Consider the following 21,802-nt stretch of genomic DNA (forward strand, 5'->3'; position numbering starts at 1 on the left):
GATGCTGATGCTGCTGGGGGAACTGATCGCTTTGGGTGCGCTGGGGGTCCTGCTGGCAGGGGCTGCGGCCAAGGCTGTCGAGGCGGAAAAGGTCCGGGTTTGGGCTGATGCGAAAAAGAAACGGGGGCGTTGATGGACGGCTCAAGATACGATGACGGCAGCACTGACGCGCTGAGCGGAGAACAGAAGATCCGCAATTTCAACATCAACTTCGGCCCGCAACACCCAGCGGCGCACGGGGTTTTGCGTCTTGTGCTTGAGCTGGACGGCGAGATCGTTGAACGCTGTGACCCGCATATCGGCCTGCTGCACCGTGGCACCGAAAAGCTGATGGAAAGCCGAACGTATCTGCAGAACCTGCCGTATTTCGACCGTCTGGATTATGTGGCGCCAATGAACCAGGAGCACGCCTGGTGTCTGGCCATCGAAAAGCTGACCGGCGTCGAGGTTCCGCGCCGTGGCTCACTGATCCGGGTTTTGTATTCCGAGATCGGGCGTATTCTGAACCACCTTCTGAACGTGACCACGCAAGCGATGGATGTGGGCGCGTTGACCCCGCCTCTGTGGGGCTTTGAAGAACGCGAAAAGCTGATGGTGTTCTATGAGCGTGCCTGCGGTGCCCGCCTGCACGCGGCTTATTTCCGGCCCGGTGGTGTGCATCAGGACCTGCCGCCCGAACTGCTGGACGATATCGAGGCGTGGAGCCACGAATTTCCCGCCGTTTTGGACGACATAGATGGCCTATTGACCGAAAACCGCATCTTCAAGCAGCGCAATGCCGATATCGGTGTCGTGACCGAGGAAGATATCCAGAAATACGGCTTCTCGGGCGTGATGGTGCGTGGATCGGGTCTGGCATGGGACCTGCGACGCGCGCAGCCCTATGAATGCTATGACGAGTTCGAGTTTCAGATCCCCGTCGGCAAAAACGGTGACTGCTATGACCGTTACCTGGTCCGAATGGAAGAGATGCGTCAATCGCTGTCGATCATCCAGCAGGCCATTGTCAAAATCCGTGACTGCCCCGGTGACGTCCTGGCACGCGGCAAGATCACTCCGCCGAAACGTTCGGACATGAAAACCTCGATGGAAAGCCTGATCCATCACTTCAAGCTGTACACCGAAGGCTTCCATGTGCCCGCAGGCGAGGTCTATGCCGCCGTCGAGGCCCCCAAGGGTGAGTTCGGCGTCTACCTCGTCGCTGATGGCACCAACAAACCTTACCGCGCCAAGCTACGCGCGCCGGGTTTCCTGCACCTACAAGCCATGGACCATATCGCCGGGGGCCACCAACTGGCTGACGTGGCCGCGATCATCGGGACGATGGATGTTGTGTTCGGAGAGATTGACCGGTGAGACGCCTTGTTTTGATCCTGGCGCTAGCAGCCGCCACACCGTTGCAGGCCGCCTCGACCCATCCGACGGCAAAAGTGCTTGAGGTGATGCGCGAAAACGGCTGCCGGCTGGATGTATCGCGCGCCGAGGAAGCCTTTTCTGCCCATGACCTGCGACCCGAAGATGTCAGCGCTGTGATTAATTCCTGGGCTGAACAGGGGGTGGCCGGGCTGGACGGTGCGACATTCGAAATTGCTCCGGCGATCTGCGGTGCGCATGGGCTTGCGCCAGAGGACACGGCGGGCCGTGCCGATGCACTTTATGATTTTGTGCGTCTGAACGGGTGCCGCATGGTCGACGAAGAAGCTCAGATCAAACTGCGCCCCGCCGGTTTTACTCAGGCCGAAACGCCTGATCTGATTGCCCGCCTTGTCAATCAAGGCCGCGCGCATCAGGAAGACCCCTATATTATCGTGATCGGAGATGCCTGCTAATGCTGCGCCGTCTGCACCCCGAACAACCTGAAAGCTTTGCCTTCACTGCTGCCAACCAGCAGTGGGCCACAGCACAGATCACCAAATATCCTGACGGCCGTCAGGCCAGCGCGGTTATCCCGTTGCTTTGGCGCGCGCAGGAACAAGAAGGCTGGCTGAGCCGTCCCGCGATTGAATCTGTCGCCGACATGCTGGGCATGGCCTATATCCGGGTGCTCGAGGTTGCGTCGTTCTACTTCATGTTCCAACTGCAACCGGTTGGATCTGTCGCGCATATTCAGGTCTGCGGAACGACCTCCTGCATGATCTGCGGGGCCGAAGACCTGATCGCGGTTTGCAAGGAGAAGATCGCTGCCAAACCGCATGAGCTTTCAGTTGATGGTAAATTGAGTTGGGAAGAGGTGGAATGCCTTGGGTCCTGCACCAATGCGCCGATGGCGCAGATCGGCAAGGACTATTACGAAGATCTGACCGCTGACAGTTTTGGCAAGATCATTGACGATCTGGCCGCAGGCAAGGTGCCGACACCGGGTCCGCAGAATGGCAGATACGCGGCAGAACCGCTGAGCGGTCTGACCAGCCTCACGGACTACGATGCCGGAAAACCGCAGTACAATGCCAGTGTCGAACTGGCCGAAGTACTTGGTGATACGGTCAAACGCATCGACGGGACCGAGGTTCCGATCCTGACGCCATGGCTGGGCAAAGACGGCAAGGCTGCGGCGACCAAGGCCGCGCCAAAGCCACCAAAGGCGCCGGCACCCGCCAAACCCGCCGTGAAGCAGGCGGAAGAGGCAAAGAAGGCCCAGATCAAAGAGGATCAGCCCGAAACTCTGACCGCCGCGCGGGATGGCAAAGCGGACGACCTCAAGATGCTAAAAGGGGTCGGGCCCAAGCTTGAACAGACGCTGAACGAACTTGGCTTTTTCCACTTTGACCAGATCGCAGCATGGACGCCGGAACAGGTGGCCTGGGTAGATGCGCGGCTGAAGTTCAAGGGTCGGATCGAGCGGGACGGTTGGATCGAACAAGCAGCCCAACTGGCGACAGGCGAAGAAACCGAATTTGCAAAACGTGCCAAAGAAGACGGCACCTACAAAGACTGAATAGGACGGTGCCCGTTCGGGGCATCAAGGTGAGATGGACAAAGAAAAAGAACAGGCCGTGGCCCGCAAGGGCCGACATATCGGGGTGGTCATCGCGGTGACCATGCTGTTGTGGCTTGCCATTTCGTTGTTCATCGGCCCGGCACTGGGATTGCCCGGGCGCTATGCGCTGCTGTTTGATTTCGCCGCTTTGGCGGGTTTCATCTATGCGGGCGTGAACATTTTTCAACTCTGGCGCATGCGTCAGGACAGCTGAAGGTAAGACATGATGCTGAAGGATCAGGACAGGATCTTTACCAATATCTACGGGATGCATGAGCGTACGCTGAAAGGCGCGCAGACCCGCGGGCATTGGGACGGCACAGCTGGCCTGATTGGGAACGGGCGTGACTGGATCATCCAGACGATGAAGGACTCGGGCCTGCGCGGTCGCGGCGGTGCGGGTTTTCCCACCGGTCTGAAATGGTCGTTCATGCCCAAGGAAAGCGACGGTCGTCCGGCCTATCTGGTGGTGAACGCGGACGAATCCGAGCCCGGGACTTGCAAAGACCGTGAGATTATGCGCCACGATCCGCATACGCTGATCGAAGGCTGCCTGATCGCGTCTTTCGCGATGAATGCACATACCTGCTATATCTACCTGCGTGGTGAGTACATCCGCGAGCGCGAGGCACTGCAAGCCGCGATTGATGAGGCCTATGATGCCGGATTGCTGGGCAAAAACGCCGCCGGTTCGGGTTGGGATTTCGACCTGTTTCTGCATCACGGGGCCGGGGCGTATATCTGCGGTGAGGAAACAGCCCTGATCGAAAGCCTTGAGGGCAAGAAGGGCATGCCGCGCATGAAACCTCCGTTCCCGGCGGGGGCGGGGCTTTACGGCTGCCCGACCACGGTGAACAACGTGGAATCCATCGCCGTTGTGCCGACCATTCTGCGCCGTGGTGCGGATTGGTTTGCTGGATTTGGCCGCCAGAACAATGCGGGCACCAAGCTGTTTGCGATCTCGGGCCACGTAAATAACCCCTGCGTGGTTGAAGAGGCGATGTCGATCCCGTTTGAGCAACTGATCGAAACCCATTGTGGCGGCATTCGCGGCGGATGGGACAACCTGCTGGCGGTGATCCCCGGTGGTTCTTCGGTGCCTTGTGTGCGCGGTGAAGACATGCGCGAGGCCATCATGGATTTCGACCATTTGCGCAATGATCTGGGGTCTGGTCTGGGGACGGCGGCTGTAATCGTGATGGATAAGTCTACGGACATCATCAAAGCGATCTGGCGTTTGTCGAAGTTCTACAAACATGAAAGCTGTGGTCAGTGTACTCCTTGCCGCGAAGGCACCGGCTGGATGATGCGCGTGATGGACCGTCTGGTGCGGGGTGAGGCCGAACTGGAAGAGATCGACATGTTGTTTGACGTGACCAAGCAGGTCGAAGGCCACACGATCTGTGCGTTGGGCGATGCGGCCGCCTGGCCAATCCAGGGCCTGATCCGCAATTTCCGTGAGGAAATCGAGGATCGTATCAAGGCCCAGAAATCGGGCCGTATGGGCGCGATGGCGGCGGAGTGATCAAGTTGCATGATATCGGATCAAACCCAAACCAAGTTGAGATCAGGGAGTTGAACTAATGGAATCTTTTGCTGAGTATTCACATGCAATCGCATCCCTCGTGGTCTTTACGTTGATCATTCTGGCGCTTGCGCCGTTTTCCGCGCTGGCCAAACAGGGCAAGGGCCTGGCCCCCGGGGCAACGCCGGAACAGGACTATTCGGACAAGGCGTATCGCCTGAACCGGGCTTATCTGAACGGGACCGAGACGCTGCCGGCCTATATCGCTGTCACAGTCGCGGCCATGTTGCTTGGGGTCAGCCCGTTCTGGGTGAACCTATTGGCATCGGTCGCTCTGATTGCGCGCATCGTCATGTTGGTTATTCACATGCGTGGTATTGGACAACCGCACAGCGGCGTTCGATCGGTATCCTACGTTGTCGGATGGGCCTGTATGGTTGTGATGGGCTTCATGGCATTGGTGGCGGCGTTCTAATGGAAAAGAAAGGTACTTATCCGTTGACTGGATCAAAATTCAGGATGGGACGTGTGGTACTGACCGCCGCCTTGGGTGCTGCAGTTTTTGTCTCGGCCTGCGGCACGTCGTCCAGTGACCGAATCCTCTTTGATGGCAAAGCCTTCCGGGCCAAAGCGAAGGCCGTCGACAAAAGGAACGCTCCGACGGATTTTACGGTTGTGGTGAACGGCGTGTCCGCGTCTTTGGATGGCGCGCGCGAAGCGGGGCGGCACGAAGGAACCAAATTCTGTATCGACGCCTTTGGGACTTCTAAAATCAACTGGAAAGTCGGACCCGACACCGAACCGCAGAATTTGCGCATCACCGACAATAAATTGACCTTTGCAGGAACCTGCCAGCGACCATGAACCGGTTTTTCGCATATCAGAGCGTGACGCAGGGCGTGTTATTGAATAGCGCGCCAGTCCTGGATCGTTTTGGCCTGTCCAAGACGAAAGGATTTGTCATGTCTGGTGTGAAACTGCTTATTGTGCTGTCTGTTCTGGCTATCCCGGCTATGGCCGACGCCAAACCGCCCATGCGGGAAGTCAAAGAGATTGACGACGAACTCTATTACATCGCTATCGCAAACGAGATTTCGGATTACTGCCCGTCGATCAGCGGGCGCAGGCTGAAGGCGATTGGCGTGATGTGGGGGCTCAAGTCCAAGGCGAACAGTATGGGGTATTCGGACGGCGAAATCCGCGCTTACGTGGAATCGGATGCCGAAAAGGACCGGATGCGTGCCAAAGGCGAGGCGTACCTGGCCGCGAACGGTGTGTCTTATGACAATCCCAAATCTTTCTGCACGTTGGGGCAGGCAGAGATCGAAAGAAACAGCGCCATCGGCGTTTATTTGAGGGCGAACTAGACCATGTCTGACCTCCGCAAAGTCAATATCGACGGGCAGGAAATCGAAGTCGATGGTGCGATGACCCTAATCCAGGCCTGTGAGCAGGCCGGGGTCGAGGTGCCGCGCTTTTGCTATCACGAGCGTCTGTCGATTGCCGGGAATTGCCGGATGTGTCTGGTCGAAGTTGTTGGCGGCCCGCCCAAACCTGCGGCGTCGTGTGCGATGCAGGTACGCGATCTGCGCCCGGGACCGGAAGGTCAGCCACCAGAGGTCAAGACGAACTCGCCCATGGTCAAGAAAGCGCGCGAAGGGGTGATGGAGTTCCTGCTTATCAACCACCCGCTGGACTGCCCGATCTGTGATCAGGGTGGGGAGTGTGACCTGCAGGATCAGGCGATGGCGTATGGTGTGTCGGGCTCGCGCTTCAAGGAAGCCAAGCGCGCCGTAGACGATCTGGATCTGGGGCCGCTGGTCGGAACCGCGATGACCCGCTGCATCAGCTGCACCCGCTGCGTGCGGTTCACGACCGAGGTCGCCGGGATCACGCAGATGGGCCAGACCGGGCGTGGCGAAGATGCCGAGATCACGTCCTATCTGAACGAGACGCTGAATTCGAACTTGCAGGGCAACATCATCGACCTTTGCCCGGTTGGGGCGCTGACTTCCAAGCCTTACGCCTTTACCGCCCGCCCGTGGGAGTTGACCAAGACTGAATCCATAGACGTCATGGATGCGCTGGGGGCCAATATCCGTGTGGACACCAAGGGGCGCGAGGTCATGCGTTTCCTGCCGCGCAACCATGACGGCGTGAACGAAGAATGGATCAGCGACAAGACCCGGTTCGTTTGGGATGGCCTGCGTCGTCAGCGTTTGGACAAACCTTACGTGCGCGAAAACGGCAAGCTACGCCCGGCCTCGTGGCCCGAGGCGCTGACCAAAGTTGCCGAGGCGCTGAAAGAGGCCGAAAAGCCGGCGGGTATCGTAGGTGATCTCGCTCCGGTCGAGGCCGCGTTCGCGCTGAAGCAATTGATCGAAGGGCAGGGCGGTGTTGTTGAATGCCGAACCGATGGGGCCAAGCTGCCTGCGGGAAATCGCGGTGCCTATGCCGGGACGGCCGCGATTGAGGATATCGACACAGCCGAGCGTATTCTGCTGATCGGAACGAACCCGCGCGACGAAGCTCCGGTTTTGAACGCGCGTATCCGAAAGGCCTGGGCACATGGGACGGAGGTGGCCTTGGTTGGGCCAGCGGCCGATCTGACCTACGCGTATCACCATATGGGCGACGACCGCGCGGCGTTGCAAAAGGTCGTCGATATGGCCGGCGATGTTGAGATCAAGGGCAAAGCCTCGCTGGTCATCGTCGGGCAGGGTGCGCTGCTTGAAGCTGACGGCGCAGCTGTGCTGGCCGCCGCGCAAACGATTGCAGCCAATACCGAAAGTGGATTGCTGATACTGCACAGCGCTGCGTCTCGCGTGGGGGCGATGGATGTGGATGCCACCAACGAAGGCGGAATGGATGCGGTTGGTGCGGCTGACGTGATCTACAACCTCGGCGCAGATGAGGTTGAAATCGGCGAAGGGGCCTTTGTGATCTATCAGGGCAGCCACGGTGATCGTGGCGCGCACCGTGCCGATGTGATCCTTCCTGGTGCCGCGTATACCGAGGAAAACGGCCTATTCGTGAACACTGAAGGCCGCCCGCAACTGGCGATGCGTGCCGGGTTCGCTCCGGGTGAGGCGAAAGAGAATTGGGCCATCTTGCGGGCGCTGTCGGCAGAACTGGGCGCTACGTTGCCTTTCGACTCGCTGGCGCAACTGCGCACAGCGTTGATCGAAGCCGTGCCGCATCTGGCCCAAATCGACCACGTGATCGAGAATGAGGTCCAGCCGTTGGATGCCGGCCCTCTGGGTCAAGCAACGTTCCGCAATGTGATCAGGGATTTTTATCTGACCAACCCGATTGCACGGGCGTCGCAGTTGATGGCCGAGCTTTCTGCTCAGGCGCAGTCTCGGAATACCGGGAAGATTGCGGCAGAATGAACCAGACCCGTTTCATATCGCTTTCAGAAGCCAACATCGCTTGCGGTGCGGGCACCAGGGAACTGCGCATGAAACGCAATGAAAAAGGTAGCGCGATGGCTGTGGATGCTGTTTACACCTATGCGCCGACCCAACCGCAAGATGCGCAGGCACTTGGCCTGATCATCACCCGCGAAAAATTGAATACCCACGGTGTGAGGACCAATGGCTGATTTCTTTAACACCCCAGGCGGAATAGCCATCATCATTCTGGCGCAAGTGCTTGCAGTTGTTGCCTTCGTGATGATTTCGCTGTTGTTCCTTGTTTACGGCGACCGCAAGATCTGGGCCGCCGTCCAAATGCGCCGCGGCCCCAACGTGGTTGGCATCTATGGACTGCTGCAATCGGTGGCTGACGCCCTGAAGTACGTGGTGAAAGAGGTGGTCATACCGGCGGGTGCCGACCGCACAGTGTTCATCCTCGCTCCGCTGACCTCATTCGTATTGGCGATGATCGCCTGGGCCGTGATCCCGTTCAATGATGGCTGGGTGTTGTCGGATATCAATGTCGCAATTCTGTATGTCTTTGCCGTATCCTCACTGGAAGTTTATGGCGTGATTATGGGTGGTTGGGCGTCGAACTCAAAGTACCCTTTCCTTGGATCATTGCGCTCTGCGGCTCAGATGATTTCCTATGAAGTCTCCATTGGCCTGATTATTATTGGGGTTATCATCTCAACCGGCTCGATGAATTTCGGCCACATTGTCGAGGCGCAAGATGGCCGGTTCGGTTTCTTCAGCTGGTACTGGTTACCGCATTTCCCGATGGTCTTCCTGTTCTTCATCTCGGCGCTAGCGGAAACCAACCGGCCTCCGTTTGACCTGCCCGAGGCGGAGTCGGAGTTGGTCGCCGGTTATCAGGTCGAATACTCGGCGACACCGTTCCTGCTGTTCATGGCAGGCGAGTACATCGCTATCTTCCTGATGTGTGCGCTGACCACGCTGCTGTTCTTCGGCGGCTGGCTGTCGCCGATCCCCGGCTTGCCGGACGGAGTGCTGTGGATGGTCGCCAAGATGGCGTTCTTCTTCTTCCTCTTCGCGATGGTCAAGGCAATCACACCGCGCTACCGCTATGACCAGCTGATGCGGCTGGGTTGGAAAGTCTTCCTGCCCTTCTCGCTGGCCTGGGTGGTCTTTGTGGCCTTCGCGGCAAAATTCGACTGGTTCTGGGGCGCGTTTGCCCGTTGGAGCGTAGGGGGATGAGGATAAGTCTTCTGAATCTGTTGGTGGCTTGCACGGTGGCTGCTGGAAGCGGTCCTGTCGCGGCTGATAAAGCGGAGCCATTGGAGCAGCGGAACATGCTTGATTTGGCACGCGGGTTCTGCGGATCCGAAATTGACGCTGTATCTGCTATCGACGATAAGGTTCTAGGCATTCTCGCAAATAACACAGGTGGGTTGGACCCGCGGGTTGATGTGGACCAGCATTCTGCCTTCGATAAGTTTGCCATAGGTGCCCTTGCTAACGCGCTCCAGGTTGGCGACATGGCGGTTTATCGGAGCCACCTAGCCAATGGTGATCCGATTTCAGCGAGGATGCGTAACAAATCTATCGCTTTGTTGGATCTGGTTGATTGCCTTTGGATCACACAGGAAGACCGTGCTCACTTGGAAGAGTTCGTCAATTGGGGAATCGAAAACGGTGATTTTCCGAGCGATATGAAGGTGGATCAATTGCTGAGCGCGACAAATATGTCGGAATGCACGCGTATGAGAGAGTTTGACCGTCGCACATTAGCGCTCGATCCTGATACGCCAGATATCGTGGATCAGGTGTCGGCGATTGCAGAAGACACAATTGGACGCTGCGAGAAGGAGTCCTAAGCCATGACCCAAATCGATTACACTCGTGCCGCCAAATACTTCCTTCTGCAAGACTTCTGGGTCGGCATGAAGCTGGGACTAAAGTATTTCTTCGCCCCCAAAGCCACCATTAACTACCCGCATGAAAAGGGCCCCCTGTCTCCGCGTTTTCGCGGTGAGCACGCGCTACGCCGTTATCCGAACGGCGAGGAACGCTGCATCGCCTGCAAGCTGTGTGAAGCGATTTGCCCGGCACAAGCCATCACCATCGACGCCGAACCGCGCGAAGACGGCAGCCGCCGTACCACGCGGTATGACATCGACATGACCAAGTGCATCTATTGCGGCTTCTGCCAAGAGGCCTGTCCGGTGGACGCCATCGTCGAGGGGCCGAACTTCGAATTTGCCACGGAAACCCGCGAAGAGCTGTTCTACGACAAGGAAAAGCTGCTCGACAACGGCGAACGCTGGGAAGCTGAGATCGCCCGCAATCTGGAAATGGATGCGCCGTACCGATGACTGACACGCCCCAAAATCCGTTCGACCTGATGATGAAACAGGCGCAGGACATGGCCAAGGCGATGAATCCCGCGATGGAAAACTTCTCGCCCAAAGGGTTCGAGGCGCTGTGGCCGACTATGCCCAAAGAGGTCATGGAGATGATGTTTGGCAACACCGTCAACAAGGACGGTCTGGATGCCAAGACGCGCCTGCTGCTGACGCTGGCCGGGCTGACCTGTCAGGGCGCGCAGGCGGATGCGGCCGTAAGGCAGACCGTGCGCCATGCACTGGAGGCGGGCGCAAAGAAACAAGAGATCGTGGAAACGATCGGTCAGATGTCGGTCTTTGCCGGCATCCCGGCTATGACCCGCGCGTTGGAACTGGCGCAAGAGGTCATGGGCGACAACGAGGATGAGGATCAATGACCGTCTTTGCCTTCTACCTGTTTGCAATCAGCGCCATCACCGGCGGGCTGTTCACGGTGATCAGCCGTCAGCCGGTGCACTCGGTGCTATGGCTGATCCTGTCGTTCCTGTCAGCGGCGGGGCTGTTCGTGCTGCTGGGGGCCGAGTTCGTGGCGATGCTGCTGATCATCGTCTATGTCGGCGCGGTCGCGGTGCTGTTCCTGTTTGTGGTGATGATGCTGGATGTTGACTTTGCCGAGCTCAAGGCCGAGATGGCGCGCTATATGCCGCTGGCCCTGCTGATTGGTCTGATCATCCTGATGCAGTTCGTCATGGCCTTCGGGGCTTGGGACAGCGCGCAGGGTGCAGCGGCCAACTTAGCGCAACCGGTCCCGGCGGACCGTCACAACACCGAGGCCCTAGGTGTTATCCTTTATGATCAATACTTCCTTCTGTTCCAACTGGCGGGCCTGATCCTGCTGGTGGCCATGATCGGCGCCATCGTTCTGACGCTGCGCCACCGCAAGGACATCAAGCGTCAGGACATCGTCGGCCAGATGATGCGCGACCCGGCCAAGGCGATGGAGTTGAAGGACGTAAAACCGGGGCAGGGGCTTTAAGACGATGATCGGACTTGAACACTATCTTACAGTCGCGGCGACGCTGTTCGTCATCGGCATCTTCGGTCTCTTCCTGAACCGCAAGAACGTCATCATCCTGCTGATGAGCATCGAACTGATGCTGCTGGCGGTGAATATCAACCTCGTGGCGTTTTCCAGCTTTCTCGGCGATCTGGTCGGGCAGGTGTTTACGCTGTTCGTGCTGACCGTGGCGGCGGCCGAGGCCGCGATCGGGCTGGCCATTCTGGTCTGCTTCTTCCGCAACCGTGGCACCATCGCGGTTGAAGACGTCAATATGATGAAGGGGTAAGAGAACATGGAAACCACCATCCTCTTTGCCCCGCTGGTGGGCGCGCTGATCTGCGGGTTCGGCTGGAAGTTCATTGGCGAGAAAGCCGCCATGTGGACCGCCACTGGCCTTCTGTTCCTGGCCTGTCTGCTGTCGTGGATCGTGTTCTTCTCGTTCGACGGTGTGACCCAGCAGATCGAAATCATGCGCTGGATCGAAAGCGGTTCGCTGTCGACAAGCTGGGCCGTTCGACTGGATCGTCTGACCGCGATCATGCTGATCGTGGTGACGACGGTTTCGGCGCTCGTGCACCTCTATTCCTTCGGCTACATGGATCACGATCCGCAATGGCGCGAGGGCGAGAGCTATAAGCCGCGCTTCTTTGCCTATCTGTCGTTCTTCACTTTCGCCATGCTGATGTTGGTGACAGCCGACAATCTGGTTCAGATGTTCTTTGGCTGGGAAGGTGTGGGTGTGGCCTCTTACCTGCTGATCGGGTTCTATTATCGCAAGCCCACGGCCAATGCGGCGGCGATGAAAGCATTCATCGTAAACCGGGTTGGCGACTTTGGCTTTGCTCTGGGCATCTTCGCGTTGTTCTTCCTGACGGACAGCATCAATTTCTCGGACATTTTTGCCTCGGCCCCTGCGCTGGCCGAAGAGAAGTTGCACTTCCTGTGGGGTGAGTGGACCGCAATCGAGGTGATCTGCGTCCTGCTGTTCATCGGCGCGATGGGGAAATCAGCGCAGTTGATCCTGCACACCTGGTTGCCAGACGCGATGGAAGGCCCGACGCCTGTTTCGGCGCTGATCCACGCTGCAACCATGGTGACGGCGGGTGTGTTCCTGATCTGCCGGATGTCGCCATTAATGGAATTTGCGCCGGGTGCCACCGGGTTCATCACCTTCCTTGGGGCCTCGACCGCGTTTTTCGCCGCGACCGTTGGCCTGGTTCAGACCGACATCAAGCGCGTCATTGCCTATTCGACCTGTTCTCAGTTGGGCTACATGTTCGTGGCCGCGGGTGTTGGTATGTATTCGGCAGCGATGTTCCACTTGCTGACCCATGCTTTCTTCAAGGCGCTGTTGTTCCTTGGCGCAGGTTCGGTGATCCACGCGATGCATCACGAGCAGGAGATGACCGAATACGGCGGCCTGCGGAAGAAGATCCCCTATACATTCTGGGCGATGATGATCGGCACCCTTGCGATTACAGGCGTCGGCATCCCGCTGACCCAAATCGGGTTCGCCGGGTTCTTGTCCAAGGACGCCATCATCGAAAGCGCTTTTGCCGGCGGCACCGGATATGCCTTCTGGATGCTGGTGATCGCGGCGGCGTTCACGTCATTCTACAGCTGGCGTCTGATATTCCTGACCTTTTATGGCGAAGAGCGTGGCGACAAGCATACGCATGAGCACGCGCATGAAAGTCCGATGACCATGCTGGTGCCGCTGGGTGTTCTGTCCTTGGGCGCGGTGTTTGCCGGGATGATCTGGTATGGCAACTTCTTTGGTCACACAGACAAGGTCGGCAAGTTCTACGGTATACCGGTGGCTGAGGCGTCCGAGCATGCAGAGGCCAGTGATCACGGTACAGCCGATACGACCCATGGAGACGATACGCATGCGGATGAGGCGCACGCGGATGAAAGCCATGGTGATGACGCCGGACACGAAGAAAAAGCGGCGCACGGCGACGACCACCATTACGTCTTCGCGGGTGAGCCGGGCGAGGGCGCGATTTACATCGCGCCGGACAATCATGTTCTGGACGATGCGCATGCTGCCCCCAAGTGGGTCAAGGTTTCGCCTTTTGTCGCCATGGCTTTGGGCTTTATCGTGGCCTTCTGGTTCTACATCGTGAACACATCGCTGCCGACGCGTTTGGCGCAGAACCAGCGCCCCCTGTACCTGTTCCTGCTGAACAAGTGGTACTTTGACGAGATCTATGACGCGGTTTTCGTCAAACCCACCATCGCGCTCGGCCGGTTCCTGTGGAAACGGGGTGACGGCAACACCATTGACGGTTTCCTCAACGGGGTGGCCATGGGTGTTGTACCCTTCTTTACCCGCCTCGCTGGCAAGGCGCAGACGGGCTACATCTTTACTTACGCCTTCTGGATGGTTCTGGGTATCGCTGCCCTTGTCACTTGGATATCGATCGGCGGAGGCGCACACTAATGGATAATATCCTCTCCATTGTCACCTTCATCCCCGCTGTGGCAGCAGGCATTTTGGCCCTGTTCTTGCATGGCGAGGACGTGGCCGCACAGCGCAATGCCAAATGGGTTGCACTGGTGGCTACCACGGTGACGTTCCTGGTCTCGATCGGCATTTACACGGGTTTTGATCCGTCCAACACCGGCTTCCAGATGGTGGAAGAAGGCGAATGGCTGCTGGGCCTGAAATACAAGATGGGCGTGGACGGTATCAGCGTTCTGTTTGTCTTGTTGACCACCTTCATCATGCCCCTGACCATTCTGGCCAGCTGGCATGTCACGGACCGCGTCAAGGAATACATGATCGCCTTCCTGCTTCTGGAGACGCTGATGCTGGGCGTGTTCATGGCGCTGGATCTGGTGCTGTTCTACCTGTTTTTTGAGGCTGGGCTGATCCCGATGTTCCTGATTATCGGCATCTGGGGCGGCAAAGAACGCATCTACGCCAGTTTCAAGTTCTTCCTCTATACCTTCCTTGGATCAGTGCTGATGCTGGTCGCGATGGTCGCGATGTATGCGGACGCGGGCACTACGGATATCGAAGCACTGATGAGCCACCACTTCTCGTCCGAAGGGTTCAGCGTGCTTGGAATCTATATTGTCGGCGGTATGCAGACACTTATGTTCCTGGCGTTCTTTGCATCATTCGCAGTGAAGATGCCGATGTGGCCAGTACACACCTGGTTGCCGGATGCGCACGTTCAGGCGCCGACCGCCGGGTCGGTCGTTCTGGCGGCGATCCTGTTGAAGATGGGCGGCTATGGTTTTCTACGGTTCAGCCTGCCGATGTTCCCGGTGGGCTCGGCAGTAATGACCGATGTAGTGTTGTGGATGTCAGCGATAGCCGTTGTCTATACCTCGCTTGTGGCGCTGGTGCAGGAAGACATGAAAAAGCTGATAGCTTATTCCTCAGTCGCGCATATGGGCTTTGTGACCATGGGTATTTTTGCGGCGAACCAGCAGGGCATTGACGGCGCGATCTTCCAGATGCTCAGCCACGGGTTCATCTCGGCTGCGCTCTTCCTGTGTGTTGGCGTGATCTATGACCGGATGCATACTCGCGACATCGAGGCTTACGGTGGGTTGGTCATTCGCATGCCAGCCTATGCATTGGTCTTCATGTTGTTCACCATGGCCAATGTAGGTCTGCCGGGCACCAGTGGTTTCATCGGAGAATTCCTGACGCTGATGGGAACCTTCCAGGTCAACACATGGGTGACAGCTGTTGCGGCTTCTGGTGTGATCTTCTCGGCAGCTTATGCGCTATGGCTGTATCGCCGAGTGGTCTTTGGCGATTTGATCAAAGAAAGCCTCAAGGCGATGACGGATATGAGCTCGCGCGAGCGGCTGATCTTTGCGCCGCTGATCGTGATGACCATCTTGCTGGGTGTCTACCCGTCGCTGGTGACCGATATTGTCGGCAACTCGACCGCCGCGCTGATTTCGAACTATGACATGGCTCTGGCCGCGGCTGAGGCCGCGACCCAGTCAGCCGCATCGCATTAAGGGGGCTTTGGAGACATGATCCAGGCTGATCTGACGATAATCCTGCCAGAGATTGTTCTGGCCGTATATGCGATGGCGGCGCTGTTGGCGGCTGTCTACACGACGAAAGACGGGCTGGCACCTTTGCTGGTCTGGACAACCGCTGGGTTGATGGCGCTGCTGGCGATTTGGATCGCGACCAACGGCGATGGCACCAATGTCGCGTTCAATGGCATGTTTGTCGATGACGGGTTCGCAAGGTTCTCGAAGGTGGCGATCCTGCTATCAGCGGCTGCCATTCTGGTGATGAGCCAGGAATATATGGCGCGTCGGGATCTGCTGCGATTCGAATTCCCTCTATTGGTTGCGCTGGCCGCTGTCGGCATGATGATGATGGTCAGTGCTGGCGATCTGATGTCGCTGTACATGGGGCTGGAGCTGCAGTCACTGTCGCTGTACGTCGTGGCCGCGCTGCGCCGGGATAGTGCCAAATCGACCGAGGCCGGTTTGAAGTACTTCGTGCTTGGTGCGCTCAGCTCGGGCCTGCTGCTGTACGGTGCCTCGCTGGTTTATGGGTTCACAGGCACCACGCTGTTCTCGGGTATCATCCAGACGGTTCAGGATGGTGAGATTTCGGTTGGCCTTCTGTTTGGTCTGGTGTTCCTGATCTCGGGTCTGGCGTTCAAAGTGTCCGCTGTGCCGTTCCACATGTGGACACCGGACGTGTATGAAGGCTCGCCCACGCCAATCACCGCTTTCTTTGCCACAGCGCCGAAAGTGGCGGCCATGGCCCTGTTCGCACGCGTAATGCACGACGCTTTTGGTGGTGTGATCAAGGACTGGCAACAGGTGATCGTCTTGCTCTCGGTCCTGTCGATGCTGTTGGGTGCGGTCGCAGCGATTGGCCAGCGTGACATCAAGCGGCTGATGGCGTTTTCGTCGATTGCCCATATGGGCTATGCGCTGATCGGACTGGCTGCGGGAACCGAGTTGGGCATCAAGGCTATGCTGATGTATCTGGCCATCTATGTGACGATGAATATCGGCACTTTCGCTTTCATCCTGATGATGGAGAGAGACGGCAAACCGGTCACGGACATCGACGCCCTACGCCAATATTCCAAACGCGAACCGGGCAAGGCGCTGGCGGTGCTGATCCTGATGTTCAGCCTGGCGGGCGTCCCACCAATGCTGGGCTTTTTCGCCAAATTCGGTGTCTGGCAGGCTGGCGTAAGCGCGGGCCTGACCGGGCTGGTGATCGCCTCAGCCATCGCCTCGGTCATCGGCGCGTTTTATTATCTGCGGATCGTGTTCTACATGTATTTCGGAGCTGAAAACGACGACCCGATCGAAACGCATTCTTCGCCGGTTCTGTGGGTTGCTCTAATGGGCTCGGCTGCGTTGATGCTGGTGGGTGTGTTCTATCAGTTCGGTATTGAAGGCGCGGCGGCAGCTGCGGCGGCCACTCTTGTCAATTGATCAGCGTAACACAGCAAACTTGGGGGCTCGGTCAGCAGACCGGGCCTTTTTGACATGACAGACTGGCCACAGGGATACGGCCTGCACGTGCTGCAAGAGGTCGACAGCACATTGAACGAGGCCACCCGCATGGCCCCGACCACGACCGGTCCGGTGTGGATCATGGCGCATCACCAAACGGCGGCGCGTGGGCGACGGGGTCGGGCATGGGCAAATCCCAAGGGAAATCTTGCCGCGACCCTTTTGATGCGGCCACAGGGAAATCCGGAACAGGCCGCACTGCGCAGCTTTGTGGCTGCGCTGGCGCTGTTTGACGCCTGCGTTGCAGTGACTGGTCGGGCGACGGGCTTGTCCCTAAAATGGCCCAACGACGTATTGCTGAACGGCGGCAAACTGGCGGGTATCTTGTTGGAAAGCACAGGGCAGGGGCACGGCGTCTCGCACCTGTCCATCGGCATCGGTGTGAACCTGTCAGAGGCACCCGGAGCAGATCAGGTAGAACCCGGCGCCGTCCGACCGGTTTCCCTATTATCGGAAGCCGGAGCCAACGTAACGCCCGAGGATTTTCTGACCGAACTGGCTGTCGCCTATGCCAGATACGAGAACCAATTCGTGACTTACGGGTTCGAACCGATCCGGACCGCGTGGTTGGCCCGGGCTGCCAAGTTGGGTGAGGTCATCACCGCCCGTACCGCAGCGTCGGAAACGGTTGGAACCTTTGAAACGGTGGACGCAGCGGGCAATCTTGTCCTAAACACCGCCAAAGGCCGCGTCAGCATTCCGGCGGCGGATGTGTTTTTCTGAAGGAGGCCCAGATGCTTCTGGCTATTGATTGCGGCAACACGAACACTGTGTTCTCGATCTGGGACGGTGAAAGGTTTCTGTGCACCCTGCGCACATCGACCCACCATGCGCGCACGGCGGATGCCTATTTCACGTGGTATTCGACGCTGGTGAAACACTATGGGATCGAGGCTGAAATTACTGATGTGATCATCGCCTCGACCGTGCCTCGGGTTGTGTTCAACCTGCGGGTCTTTGCTGATCGGTTCTTTGGATGTCGGCCGCTTGTCGTGGGCAAGCCCGATTGTCTGTTGCCGATGAATCCGCGTGTAGACGAGGGCACAGTGCCCGGTCCGGATCGTCTGGCCAACGCGGTGGCTGCGTTTGACCGGCATGGCGGCAACGTGGTTGTTGTGGATTTTGGCACGGCGACGAACTTTGATGTGGTTGCGGCGGATGGGGCCTATGTCGGCGGGATCATTGCGCCGGGCGTAAATCTCAGCCTCGAGGCGTTGCACCAGGGCGCGGCTGCCCTGCCGCATATCGATATCACCCGCCCTGAAAATGTGATTGGCACGAATACGGTTGGCTGTATCCAATCCGGCGTGTATTGGGGCTATTCCGGATTGATCGAGGGGCTGATTTCCCGGATCAAGGCGGAATATGGAATGCCGATGAAAGTCGTTGGAACCGGTGGGCTCGCGCCGCTGTTCGATCAGGCGGACGTGGGGTTTGACGCAATCGAAGATGATCTGACGATGCACGGGCTTACCGTGATACATCGCTATAACAAGGACAATGGCTCGACATGAGCAGCGAAAGATTGATCTACCTACCGCTGGGCGGTGCCGGCGAAATTGGCATGAACGCCTATGTCTACGGCTATGGCAAACCCGGTCAGGAACGGCTGATCCTTGTGGATCTGGGCGTGACATTTCCGGACATGGACACCACCCCGGGCGTTGACCTGATCCATGCCGACATTTCTTGGCTGCGCGAACGTGCCGACCGGCTGGAAGCCGTGTTCGTTACCCACGCACACGAGGACCACGTGGGCGCTGTGGCGCATTGCTATGAGGCGCTGGGTGCGCCTGTTTACGCACGGGCCTTCACCGCCAACATCGCGCGCCGCAAGATGGAAGAGCACGGACACCCCGAGGATGCCGTACATACTGCATCGGCCTGGCCCGAACAGATTTCCGTTGGTCCGTTTAAGGTGGGTTTCCTGCCGGTCTCGCATTCGATCCCCGAAAGCGCTGCCCTGGTGATCGACACGCCAGAGGGGCGGATCGTACATACCGGCGACTTCAAGCTGGATGAAAATCCGATCGTGGGTGAACCTTTTGACCCCAATCTCTGGGCTGAGGTTGCCAAGTCTGGCGTCAAAGCGCTGGTGTGTGACAGTACGAACGTGTTTTCCCCCCATGCGGGTCGTTCGGAATCCGAGGTCGGCCCCGAGATCACCAGGCTGGTTGAGGAAGCCAGCGGCATGGTTGTTGCCACCACATTTGCGTCGAATGTCGCACGTGTGAAAACGCTGGCCGAGGCGGGTGAACGGGCGGGGCGCTCGGTCGTTCTGCTGGGTCGCGCGATGCGCCGGATGATCGAAGCCGCGACCGAAACGGGCATTCTGACCAGCTTTCCACGCGTCGTCAGCGCCGAAGAGGCTGTGGACATGCCGCGCCAGAACCTGATGCTGATCGTCACCGGCAGCCAGGGAGAACGCCGCGCGGCCAGCGCACAACTTGCGCGGGGCAAATACCGCGGGTTGGAACTGAAAGAGGGCGATCTGTTTCTCTTCTCGTCCAAAACCATCCCAGGCAACGAGCGTGGCGTGATTTTCATCATGAACCAGCTCAGTGAAAAGGGCGTGGATGTGGTCGATGACAGTGCGGGCCTGTACCATGTGTCTGGTCACGCCAACCGTCCGGATCTTGAGAAAGTACACGGGCTGGTCGATCCGCAGATGATCATTCCGATGCACGGTGAACATCGTCACCTGCGCGAGCATGCCAAACTGGCCGAAGCTGGTGGGCGTACCGGTATTCTGGCCGTAAACGGAACCATGCTGGATCTGACAGGGAATGCGCCACGGGTTGTCGATTATGTCGAAACCGGACGGACCTATCTGGACGGCACGGTCAAAGTTGGCGCCCTGGATGGGGTTGTGCGTGACCGGATTCGCATGGCGCTGAACGGGCACGTCACTGTCACGGTCATTCTGGACGAAGAGGACGAACCACTGGGCGAGCCGTGGTGCGATACGATGGGTCTGTCCGAGATTGGATCGTCCCGGGCTGCATTGGTTGAAGTTCTAGAAGAAGACCTGAATCAGTTCCTGATGCGGGCCGATGCCAAGACCCTGCGCGATGATGACAAACTGGAAGAGGCAATACGCCGGATCGTTCGCCAAACAGCAAAGACCGAGATTGGGAAAAAGCCCGAAGTCACCACGGTAATCAGCCGCATGAAATAACGTGTCTGAGGGCCACCGGCCCTCAGTCTGCTTCTGGCATGGGATAACCGCGAAGTTTGAGGAAAAGGCTTTCCTCCTCACTGTTCAGAAAGAACGGAACAGTTTCAGGTGGTGTTGGGTCTGTCACCCGAGCGGCGATTTCGGCCAGCACGACTTCTGTAATGAACGGCAGGTCGAATTCGCGCGCCCGGTCCAGCGGCACCCATTGCAGATGTGACAGCTCGTCCGAGGCGTGGCTGAAATCATCCAGATCGCCCTGTATTGCGGCGGCGTCTACCAGGAAAAAGCGTGCATCGAACCGGCGGGGTCGCCCAGGCGGGGTGACGGCACGAAAAACGAACTGAAGTGCTTGTGCCGATGGGCGGTATCCCATCTGCGCAAATGTCGCCCAATCTTCGGTCCGCGGGCCCGCCCAATCACCTGGTTGGCCCAAAATCAGTCCGGTTTCTTCCCAAAGCTCTCGGATCGCCGCCGCCGCCAAGGCATTTTGCAGCCCGGCTTGTGACCGCTCCGCAAGGCGATCACAGCACACAGCGGGCAGATCTGTTGACAGTGCAACATCTGCATCAGACGCATCGACAGCGCCGCCTGGAAAGACAAATTTGTTGGGCATGAACGCGGCTTTTGCACCGCGTTGCCCCATCAGGATGGATGGATTGGTCAGACGATCCCGCAAAACGATGACTGTCGCCGCGTCGCGTATGGCTGTTTTGTCCACCGTCATCCGTTGCTCAACTTGCGGTCCAAGATCACGCGGACTGGCCAAAGCCGTGCATGCGACGAGCCCATTGATAGGCGACAACTGCCCCTTTCAATCGTGGCAGCAGGAATAGTGACAGGGCAGTACAGCCAATTGCCAAAACCAGGAACATCGTCAGGGGCTCAGGGCGCCAATGGACATAAGATAAGTGCAGCGCCGGTGCCAGCAGGTGACCCACCAGAAGAATAGTCAGATAGGCCGGCCCGTCATCGGCGCGATGGTGAAACAGCTCTTGCCCGCAATTCGAACATTCGTTGTTAACCTTGAGGTAGCTGTGCAGCAGTTTGCCCTCGCCGCAATTTGGGCAACGGCAACGGAACCCTTTGACCAGTGCTGGCTTTGTCGGGCGGTCTTCTACATCGTGGGTTTCGATCGTCTGATCTGTCATGTTGATACTCGCGCGTTCCAATGATGAGGATATAACGCTTGTTTGCAGCTTCGGGAAAGGGGGTGCGTCGCTTTGCATCGCTAAGACGTTTCTAAAAAAGTTTCACTTCCTGCGACGGAATGGGATGCCTGCCCCGTTTGAACCTATGTAAGCAGCGGCAATGGCGCCGCGAAAACAAGGGAAAAACGTTATGAAAAGCGCCAAATTCATTCCGGCAATCATTGTGTCAGCACTGGCAATCACTGGCACATCCGTTTTCGCCGCAGGCGGTAAAGATCGCGAACCTGTGACCTTTCAACAGCTCGATGCGAACGGTGACGGGCAGGTGACCAAGGAAGAAATGCAGGCTCATCGGAATCAGCGTTTCACCAATGCCGACACCGATGGCGACGGCCAGCTGAGCGTCGAAGAGATGCAGGCAGCAGGTCAAAAGAAGGCCAACGACCGTGTTACGAAGATGTTTGAACGCAACGATGCCAACAAGGACGGTTTTCTGAGCGAGGACGAGTTGCCCAAGCCGCGCCGTGCTGACAAGATGTTTGACCGGATCGACGCGAACGAGGACGGCGCTATCTCGGAAGAAGAATTTGCCGATGCAAAAGACAGAATGGGAAAGCGCCACAAGAAACATGGGAAAGCGGACTCTGACGACAGCTGATGCGG

26 protein-coding genes are annotated in these 21,802 nt (G+C 58.0%); 24 read left to right on the forward strand and 2 right to left on the reverse strand.

Features of this window, described 5'->3' with window-relative positions; genetic code table 11:
• Position 1: 1 nt before the first annotated feature.
• The 23 genes from AC2FID_RS07255 (at position 2) to AC2FID_RS07365 (ending at position 19,991) form a co-directional block, all read left to right on the forward strand.
• Complete coding sequence (locus tag AC2FID_RS07255) at positions 2-133, forward strand: hypothetical protein (RefSeq protein WP_496836093.1); 132 nt, start codon at positions 2-4, stop codon at positions 131-133.
• Complete coding sequence (locus AC2FID_RS07260) at positions 133-1,356, forward strand: NADH-quinone oxidoreductase subunit D (RefSeq protein WP_472723305.1); 1,224 nt, start codon at positions 133-135, stop codon at positions 1,354-1,356. The genes AC2FID_RS07255 and AC2FID_RS07260 overlap by 1 nt, the downstream gene beginning before the upstream one ends.
• The gene (locus tag AC2FID_RS07265; protein ID WP_282119181.1) at positions 1,353-1,829 is read left to right on the forward strand and encodes a hypothetical protein; all 477 of its coding nucleotides are present in this window, start codon (positions 1,353-1,355) and stop codon (positions 1,827-1,829) included. The genes AC2FID_RS07260 and AC2FID_RS07265 overlap by 4 nt, the downstream gene beginning before the upstream one ends.
• A complete protein-coding gene (gene nuoE, locus AC2FID_RS07270; protein ID WP_496836018.1) occupies positions 1,829-2,935 on the forward strand; it encodes an NADH-quinone oxidoreductase subunit NuoE in 1,107 nt (368 codons plus the stop codon). Before AC2FID_RS07265 ends, nuoE begins: the two co-directional genes overlap by 1 nt.
• A gap of 34 nt (positions 2,936-2,969) precedes the next feature.
• A complete protein-coding gene (locus AC2FID_RS07275; RefSeq protein WP_496836019.1) occupies positions 2,970-3,191 on the forward strand; it encodes a DUF5337 domain-containing protein in 222 nt (73 codons plus the stop codon).
• Positions 3,192-3,203: 12 nt separating this feature from the next.
• Positions 3,204-4,502: an NADH-quinone oxidoreductase subunit NuoF gene (gene nuoF / locus AC2FID_RS07280; protein ID WP_496754911.1), complete on the forward strand. Its 1,299-nt coding sequence runs from the start codon at positions 3,204-3,206 to the stop codon at positions 4,500-4,502.
• Positions 4,503-4,560: 58 nt separating this feature from the next.
• Positions 4,561-4,977, forward strand: coding sequence for an MAPEG family protein (locus tag AC2FID_RS07285; RefSeq protein WP_282168782.1), 417 nt, complete (start codon positions 4,561-4,563; stop codon positions 4,975-4,977).
• Positions 4,977-5,366 carry a hypothetical protein gene (locus AC2FID_RS07290; protein WP_282119184.1) on the forward strand — a complete coding sequence of 130 codons (390 nt, stop codon included), beginning with the start codon at positions 4,977-4,979 and terminating at the stop codon, positions 5,364-5,366. Before AC2FID_RS07285 ends, AC2FID_RS07290 begins: the two co-directional genes overlap by 1 nt.
• Positions 5,363-5,869 (forward strand): DUF5333 domain-containing protein, encoded by a 507-nt coding sequence (locus tag AC2FID_RS07295; RefSeq protein ID WP_496836097.1) that lies wholly within the window; start codon positions 5,363-5,365, stop codon positions 5,867-5,869. Before AC2FID_RS07290 ends, AC2FID_RS07295 begins: the two co-directional genes overlap by 4 nt.
• A gap of 3 nt (positions 5,870-5,872) precedes the next feature.
• Positions 5,873-7,894, forward strand: a complete 2,022-nt coding sequence (gene nuoG / locus AC2FID_RS07300; RefSeq protein ID WP_496836099.1) for an NADH-quinone oxidoreductase subunit NuoG — start codon at positions 5,873-5,875, stop codon at positions 7,892-7,894.
• Positions 7,891-8,106, forward strand: coding sequence for a hypothetical protein (locus AC2FID_RS07305; RefSeq protein WP_108861577.1), 216 nt, complete (start codon positions 7,891-7,893; stop codon positions 8,104-8,106). Before nuoG ends, AC2FID_RS07305 begins: the two co-directional genes overlap by 4 nt.
• Positions 8,099-9,136 (forward strand): NADH-quinone oxidoreductase subunit NuoH, encoded by a 1,038-nt coding sequence (gene nuoH / locus AC2FID_RS07310; RefSeq protein WP_496836100.1) that lies wholly within the window; start codon positions 8,099-8,101, stop codon positions 9,134-9,136. The genes AC2FID_RS07305 and nuoH overlap by 8 nt, the downstream gene beginning before the upstream one ends.
• A 95-nt stretch (positions 9,137-9,231) precedes the next feature.
• On the forward strand, positions 9,232-9,756 hold the full coding sequence (locus tag AC2FID_RS07315; protein ID WP_496836101.1) for a hypothetical protein: 525 nt from the start codon (positions 9,232-9,234) through the stop codon (positions 9,754-9,756).
• Positions 9,757-9,759: 3 nt separating this feature from the next.
• On the forward strand, positions 9,760-10,254 hold the full coding sequence (gene nuoI / locus AC2FID_RS07320; RefSeq protein WP_050602762.1) for an NADH-quinone oxidoreductase subunit NuoI: 495 nt from the start codon (positions 9,760-9,762) through the stop codon (positions 10,252-10,254).
• Positions 10,251-10,661: a carboxymuconolactone decarboxylase family protein gene (locus AC2FID_RS07325; protein WP_282168777.1), complete on the forward strand. Its 411-nt coding sequence runs from the start codon at positions 10,251-10,253 to the stop codon at positions 10,659-10,661. Before nuoI ends, AC2FID_RS07325 begins: the two co-directional genes overlap by 4 nt.
• Positions 10,658-11,260: an NADH-quinone oxidoreductase subunit J gene (locus AC2FID_RS07330; protein WP_282168776.1), complete on the forward strand. Its 603-nt coding sequence runs from the start codon at positions 10,658-10,660 to the stop codon at positions 11,258-11,260. Before AC2FID_RS07325 ends, AC2FID_RS07330 begins: the two co-directional genes overlap by 4 nt.
• Positions 11,261-11,264: 4 nt before the next feature.
• Positions 11,265-11,570 (forward strand): NADH-quinone oxidoreductase subunit NuoK, encoded by a 306-nt coding sequence (nuoK, locus tag AC2FID_RS07335; protein WP_005984024.1) that lies wholly within the window; start codon positions 11,265-11,267, stop codon positions 11,568-11,570.
• A gap of 6 nt (positions 11,571-11,576) precedes the next feature.
• Complete coding sequence (gene nuoL / locus AC2FID_RS07340; RefSeq protein WP_496754903.1) at positions 11,577-13,730, forward strand: NADH-quinone oxidoreductase subunit L; 2,154 nt, start codon at positions 11,577-11,579, stop codon at positions 13,728-13,730.
• Positions 13,730-15,274 (forward strand): NADH-quinone oxidoreductase subunit M, encoded by a 1,545-nt coding sequence (locus AC2FID_RS07345; protein ID WP_496836105.1) that lies wholly within the window; start codon positions 13,730-13,732, stop codon positions 15,272-15,274. The genes nuoL and AC2FID_RS07345 overlap by 1 nt, the downstream gene beginning before the upstream one ends.
• 15 nt (positions 15,275-15,289) lie before the next feature.
• Positions 15,290-16,732, forward strand: coding sequence for an NADH-quinone oxidoreductase subunit NuoN (gene nuoN / locus AC2FID_RS07350; RefSeq protein ID WP_058279639.1), 1,443 nt, complete (start codon positions 15,290-15,292; stop codon positions 16,730-16,732).
• Positions 16,733-16,786: 54 nt separating this feature from the next.
• Positions 16,787-17,536, forward strand: a complete 750-nt coding sequence (locus AC2FID_RS07355) for a biotin--[acetyl-CoA-carboxylase] ligase (protein WP_496836107.1) — start codon at positions 16,787-16,789, stop codon at positions 17,534-17,536.
• A gap of 11 nt (positions 17,537-17,547) precedes the next feature.
• Positions 17,548-18,327, forward strand: a complete 780-nt coding sequence (locus tag AC2FID_RS07360; RefSeq protein ID WP_058274409.1) for a type III pantothenate kinase — start codon at positions 17,548-17,550, stop codon at positions 18,325-18,327.
• Positions 18,324-19,991, forward strand: a complete 1,668-nt coding sequence (locus AC2FID_RS07365) for a ribonuclease J (RefSeq protein WP_058274410.1) — start codon at positions 18,324-18,326, stop codon at positions 19,989-19,991. The genes AC2FID_RS07360 and AC2FID_RS07365 overlap by 4 nt, the downstream gene beginning before the upstream one ends.
• A gap of 22 nt (positions 19,992-20,013) precedes the next feature.
• Here the strand turns inward: AC2FID_RS07365 and AC2FID_RS07370 are convergent, their stop codons facing one another.
• Together AC2FID_RS07370 and AC2FID_RS07375 are read right to left on the reverse strand one after the other, a co-directional pair.
• A complete protein-coding gene (locus AC2FID_RS07370) occupies positions 20,014-20,715 on the reverse strand; it encodes an NUDIX hydrolase (RefSeq protein ID WP_058279673.1) in 702 nt (233 codons plus the stop codon).
• A 25-nt stretch (positions 20,716-20,740) separates the two neighbouring features.
• Positions 20,741-21,139 carry a DUF983 domain-containing protein gene (locus tag AC2FID_RS07375; protein WP_058279642.1) on the reverse strand — a complete coding sequence of 133 codons (399 nt, stop codon included), beginning with the start codon at positions 21,137-21,139 and terminating at the stop codon, positions 20,741-20,743.
• A gap of 190 nt (positions 21,140-21,329) precedes the next feature.
• On the opposite strand from AC2FID_RS07375, the gene AC2FID_RS07380 reads away from it, so the two are divergent.
• Complete coding sequence (locus AC2FID_RS07380; protein ID WP_058279674.1) at positions 21,330-21,797, forward strand: EF-hand domain-containing protein; 468 nt, start codon at positions 21,330-21,332, stop codon at positions 21,795-21,797.
• Positions 21,798-21,802: the final 5 nt, after the last annotated feature.

Source organism: Ruegeria sp. CDSC068 (assembly GCF_059610545.1).

Bases quoted from the DNA above. Each gene is read 5' to 3' on its own strand.
- AC2FID_RS07290 (WP_282119184.1), top strand. From the start codon at position 4,977: ATGGAAAAGAAAGGTACTTATCCGTTGACTGGATCAAAATTCAGGATG.
- AC2FID_RS07365 (WP_058274410.1), top strand. From the start codon at position 18,324: ATGAGCAGCGAAAGATTGATCTACCTACCGCTGGGCGGTGCCGGCGAA.
- AC2FID_RS07355 (WP_496836107.1), top strand. From the start codon at position 16,787: ATGACAGACTGGCCACAGGGATACGGCCTGCACGTGCTGCAAGAGGTC.
- AC2FID_RS07380 (WP_058279674.1), top strand. From the start codon at position 21,330: ATGAAAAGCGCCAAATTCATTCCGGCAATCATTGTGTCAGCACTGGCA.
- nuoG (WP_496836099.1), top strand. From the start codon at position 5,873: ATGTCTGACCTCCGCAAAGTCAATATCGACGGGCAGGAAATCGAAGTC.
- nuoK (WP_005984024.1), top strand. From the start codon at position 11,265: ATGATCGGACTTGAACACTATCTTACAGTCGCGGCGACGCTGTTCGTC.
- AC2FID_RS07295 (WP_496836097.1), top strand. From the start codon at position 5,363: ATGAACCGGTTTTTCGCATATCAGAGCGTGACGCAGGGCGTGTTATTG.
- AC2FID_RS07305 (WP_108861577.1), top strand. From the start codon at position 7,891: ATGAACCAGACCCGTTTCATATCGCTTTCAGAAGCCAACATCGCTTGC.
- nuoI (WP_050602762.1), top strand. From the start codon at position 9,760: ATGACCCAAATCGATTACACTCGTGCCGCCAAATACTTCCTTCTGCAA.
- nuoN (WP_058279639.1), top strand. From the start codon at position 15,290: ATGATCCAGGCTGATCTGACGATAATCCTGCCAGAGATTGTTCTGGCC.
- AC2FID_RS07360 (WP_058274409.1), top strand. From the start codon at position 17,548: ATGCTTCTGGCTATTGATTGCGGCAACACGAACACTGTGTTCTCGATC.
- AC2FID_RS07370 (WP_058279673.1), bottom strand. From the start codon at position 20,715: ATGACGGTGGACAAAACAGCCATACGCGACGCGGCGACAGTCATCGTT.
- AC2FID_RS07325 (WP_282168777.1), top strand. From the start codon at position 10,251: ATGACTGACACGCCCCAAAATCCGTTCGACCTGATGATGAAACAGGCG.
- AC2FID_RS07375 (WP_058279642.1), bottom strand. From the start codon at position 21,139: ATGACAGATCAGACGATCGAAACCCACGATGTAGAAGACCGCCCGACA.
- AC2FID_RS07275 (WP_496836019.1), top strand. From the start codon at position 2,970: ATGGACAAAGAAAAAGAACAGGCCGTGGCCCGCAAGGGCCGACATATC.
- AC2FID_RS07285 (WP_282168782.1), top strand. From the start codon at position 4,561: ATGGAATCTTTTGCTGAGTATTCACATGCAATCGCATCCCTCGTGGTC.
- nuoE (WP_496836018.1), top strand. From the start codon at position 1,829: ATGCTGCGCCGTCTGCACCCCGAACAACCTGAAAGCTTTGCCTTCACT.
- nuoL (WP_496754903.1), top strand. From the start codon at position 11,577: ATGGAAACCACCATCCTCTTTGCCCCGCTGGTGGGCGCGCTGATCTGC.
- AC2FID_RS07255 (WP_496836093.1), top strand. From the start codon at position 2: ATGCTGATGCTGCTGGGGGAACTGATCGCTTTGGGTGCGCTGGGGGTC.
- AC2FID_RS07315 (WP_496836101.1), top strand. From the start codon at position 9,232: ATGCTTGATTTGGCACGCGGGTTCTGCGGATCCGAAATTGACGCTGTA.
- nuoH (WP_496836100.1), top strand. From the start codon at position 8,099: ATGGCTGATTTCTTTAACACCCCAGGCGGAATAGCCATCATCATTCTG.
- AC2FID_RS07330 (WP_282168776.1), top strand. From the start codon at position 10,658: ATGACCGTCTTTGCCTTCTACCTGTTTGCAATCAGCGCCATCACCGGC.
- nuoF (WP_496754911.1), top strand. From the start codon at position 3,204: ATGCTGAAGGATCAGGACAGGATCTTTACCAATATCTACGGGATGCAT.
- AC2FID_RS07260 (WP_472723305.1), top strand. From the start codon at position 133: ATGGACGGCTCAAGATACGATGACGGCAGCACTGACGCGCTGAGCGGA.
- AC2FID_RS07345 (WP_496836105.1), top strand. From the start codon at position 13,730: ATGGATAATATCCTCTCCATTGTCACCTTCATCCCCGCTGTGGCAGCA.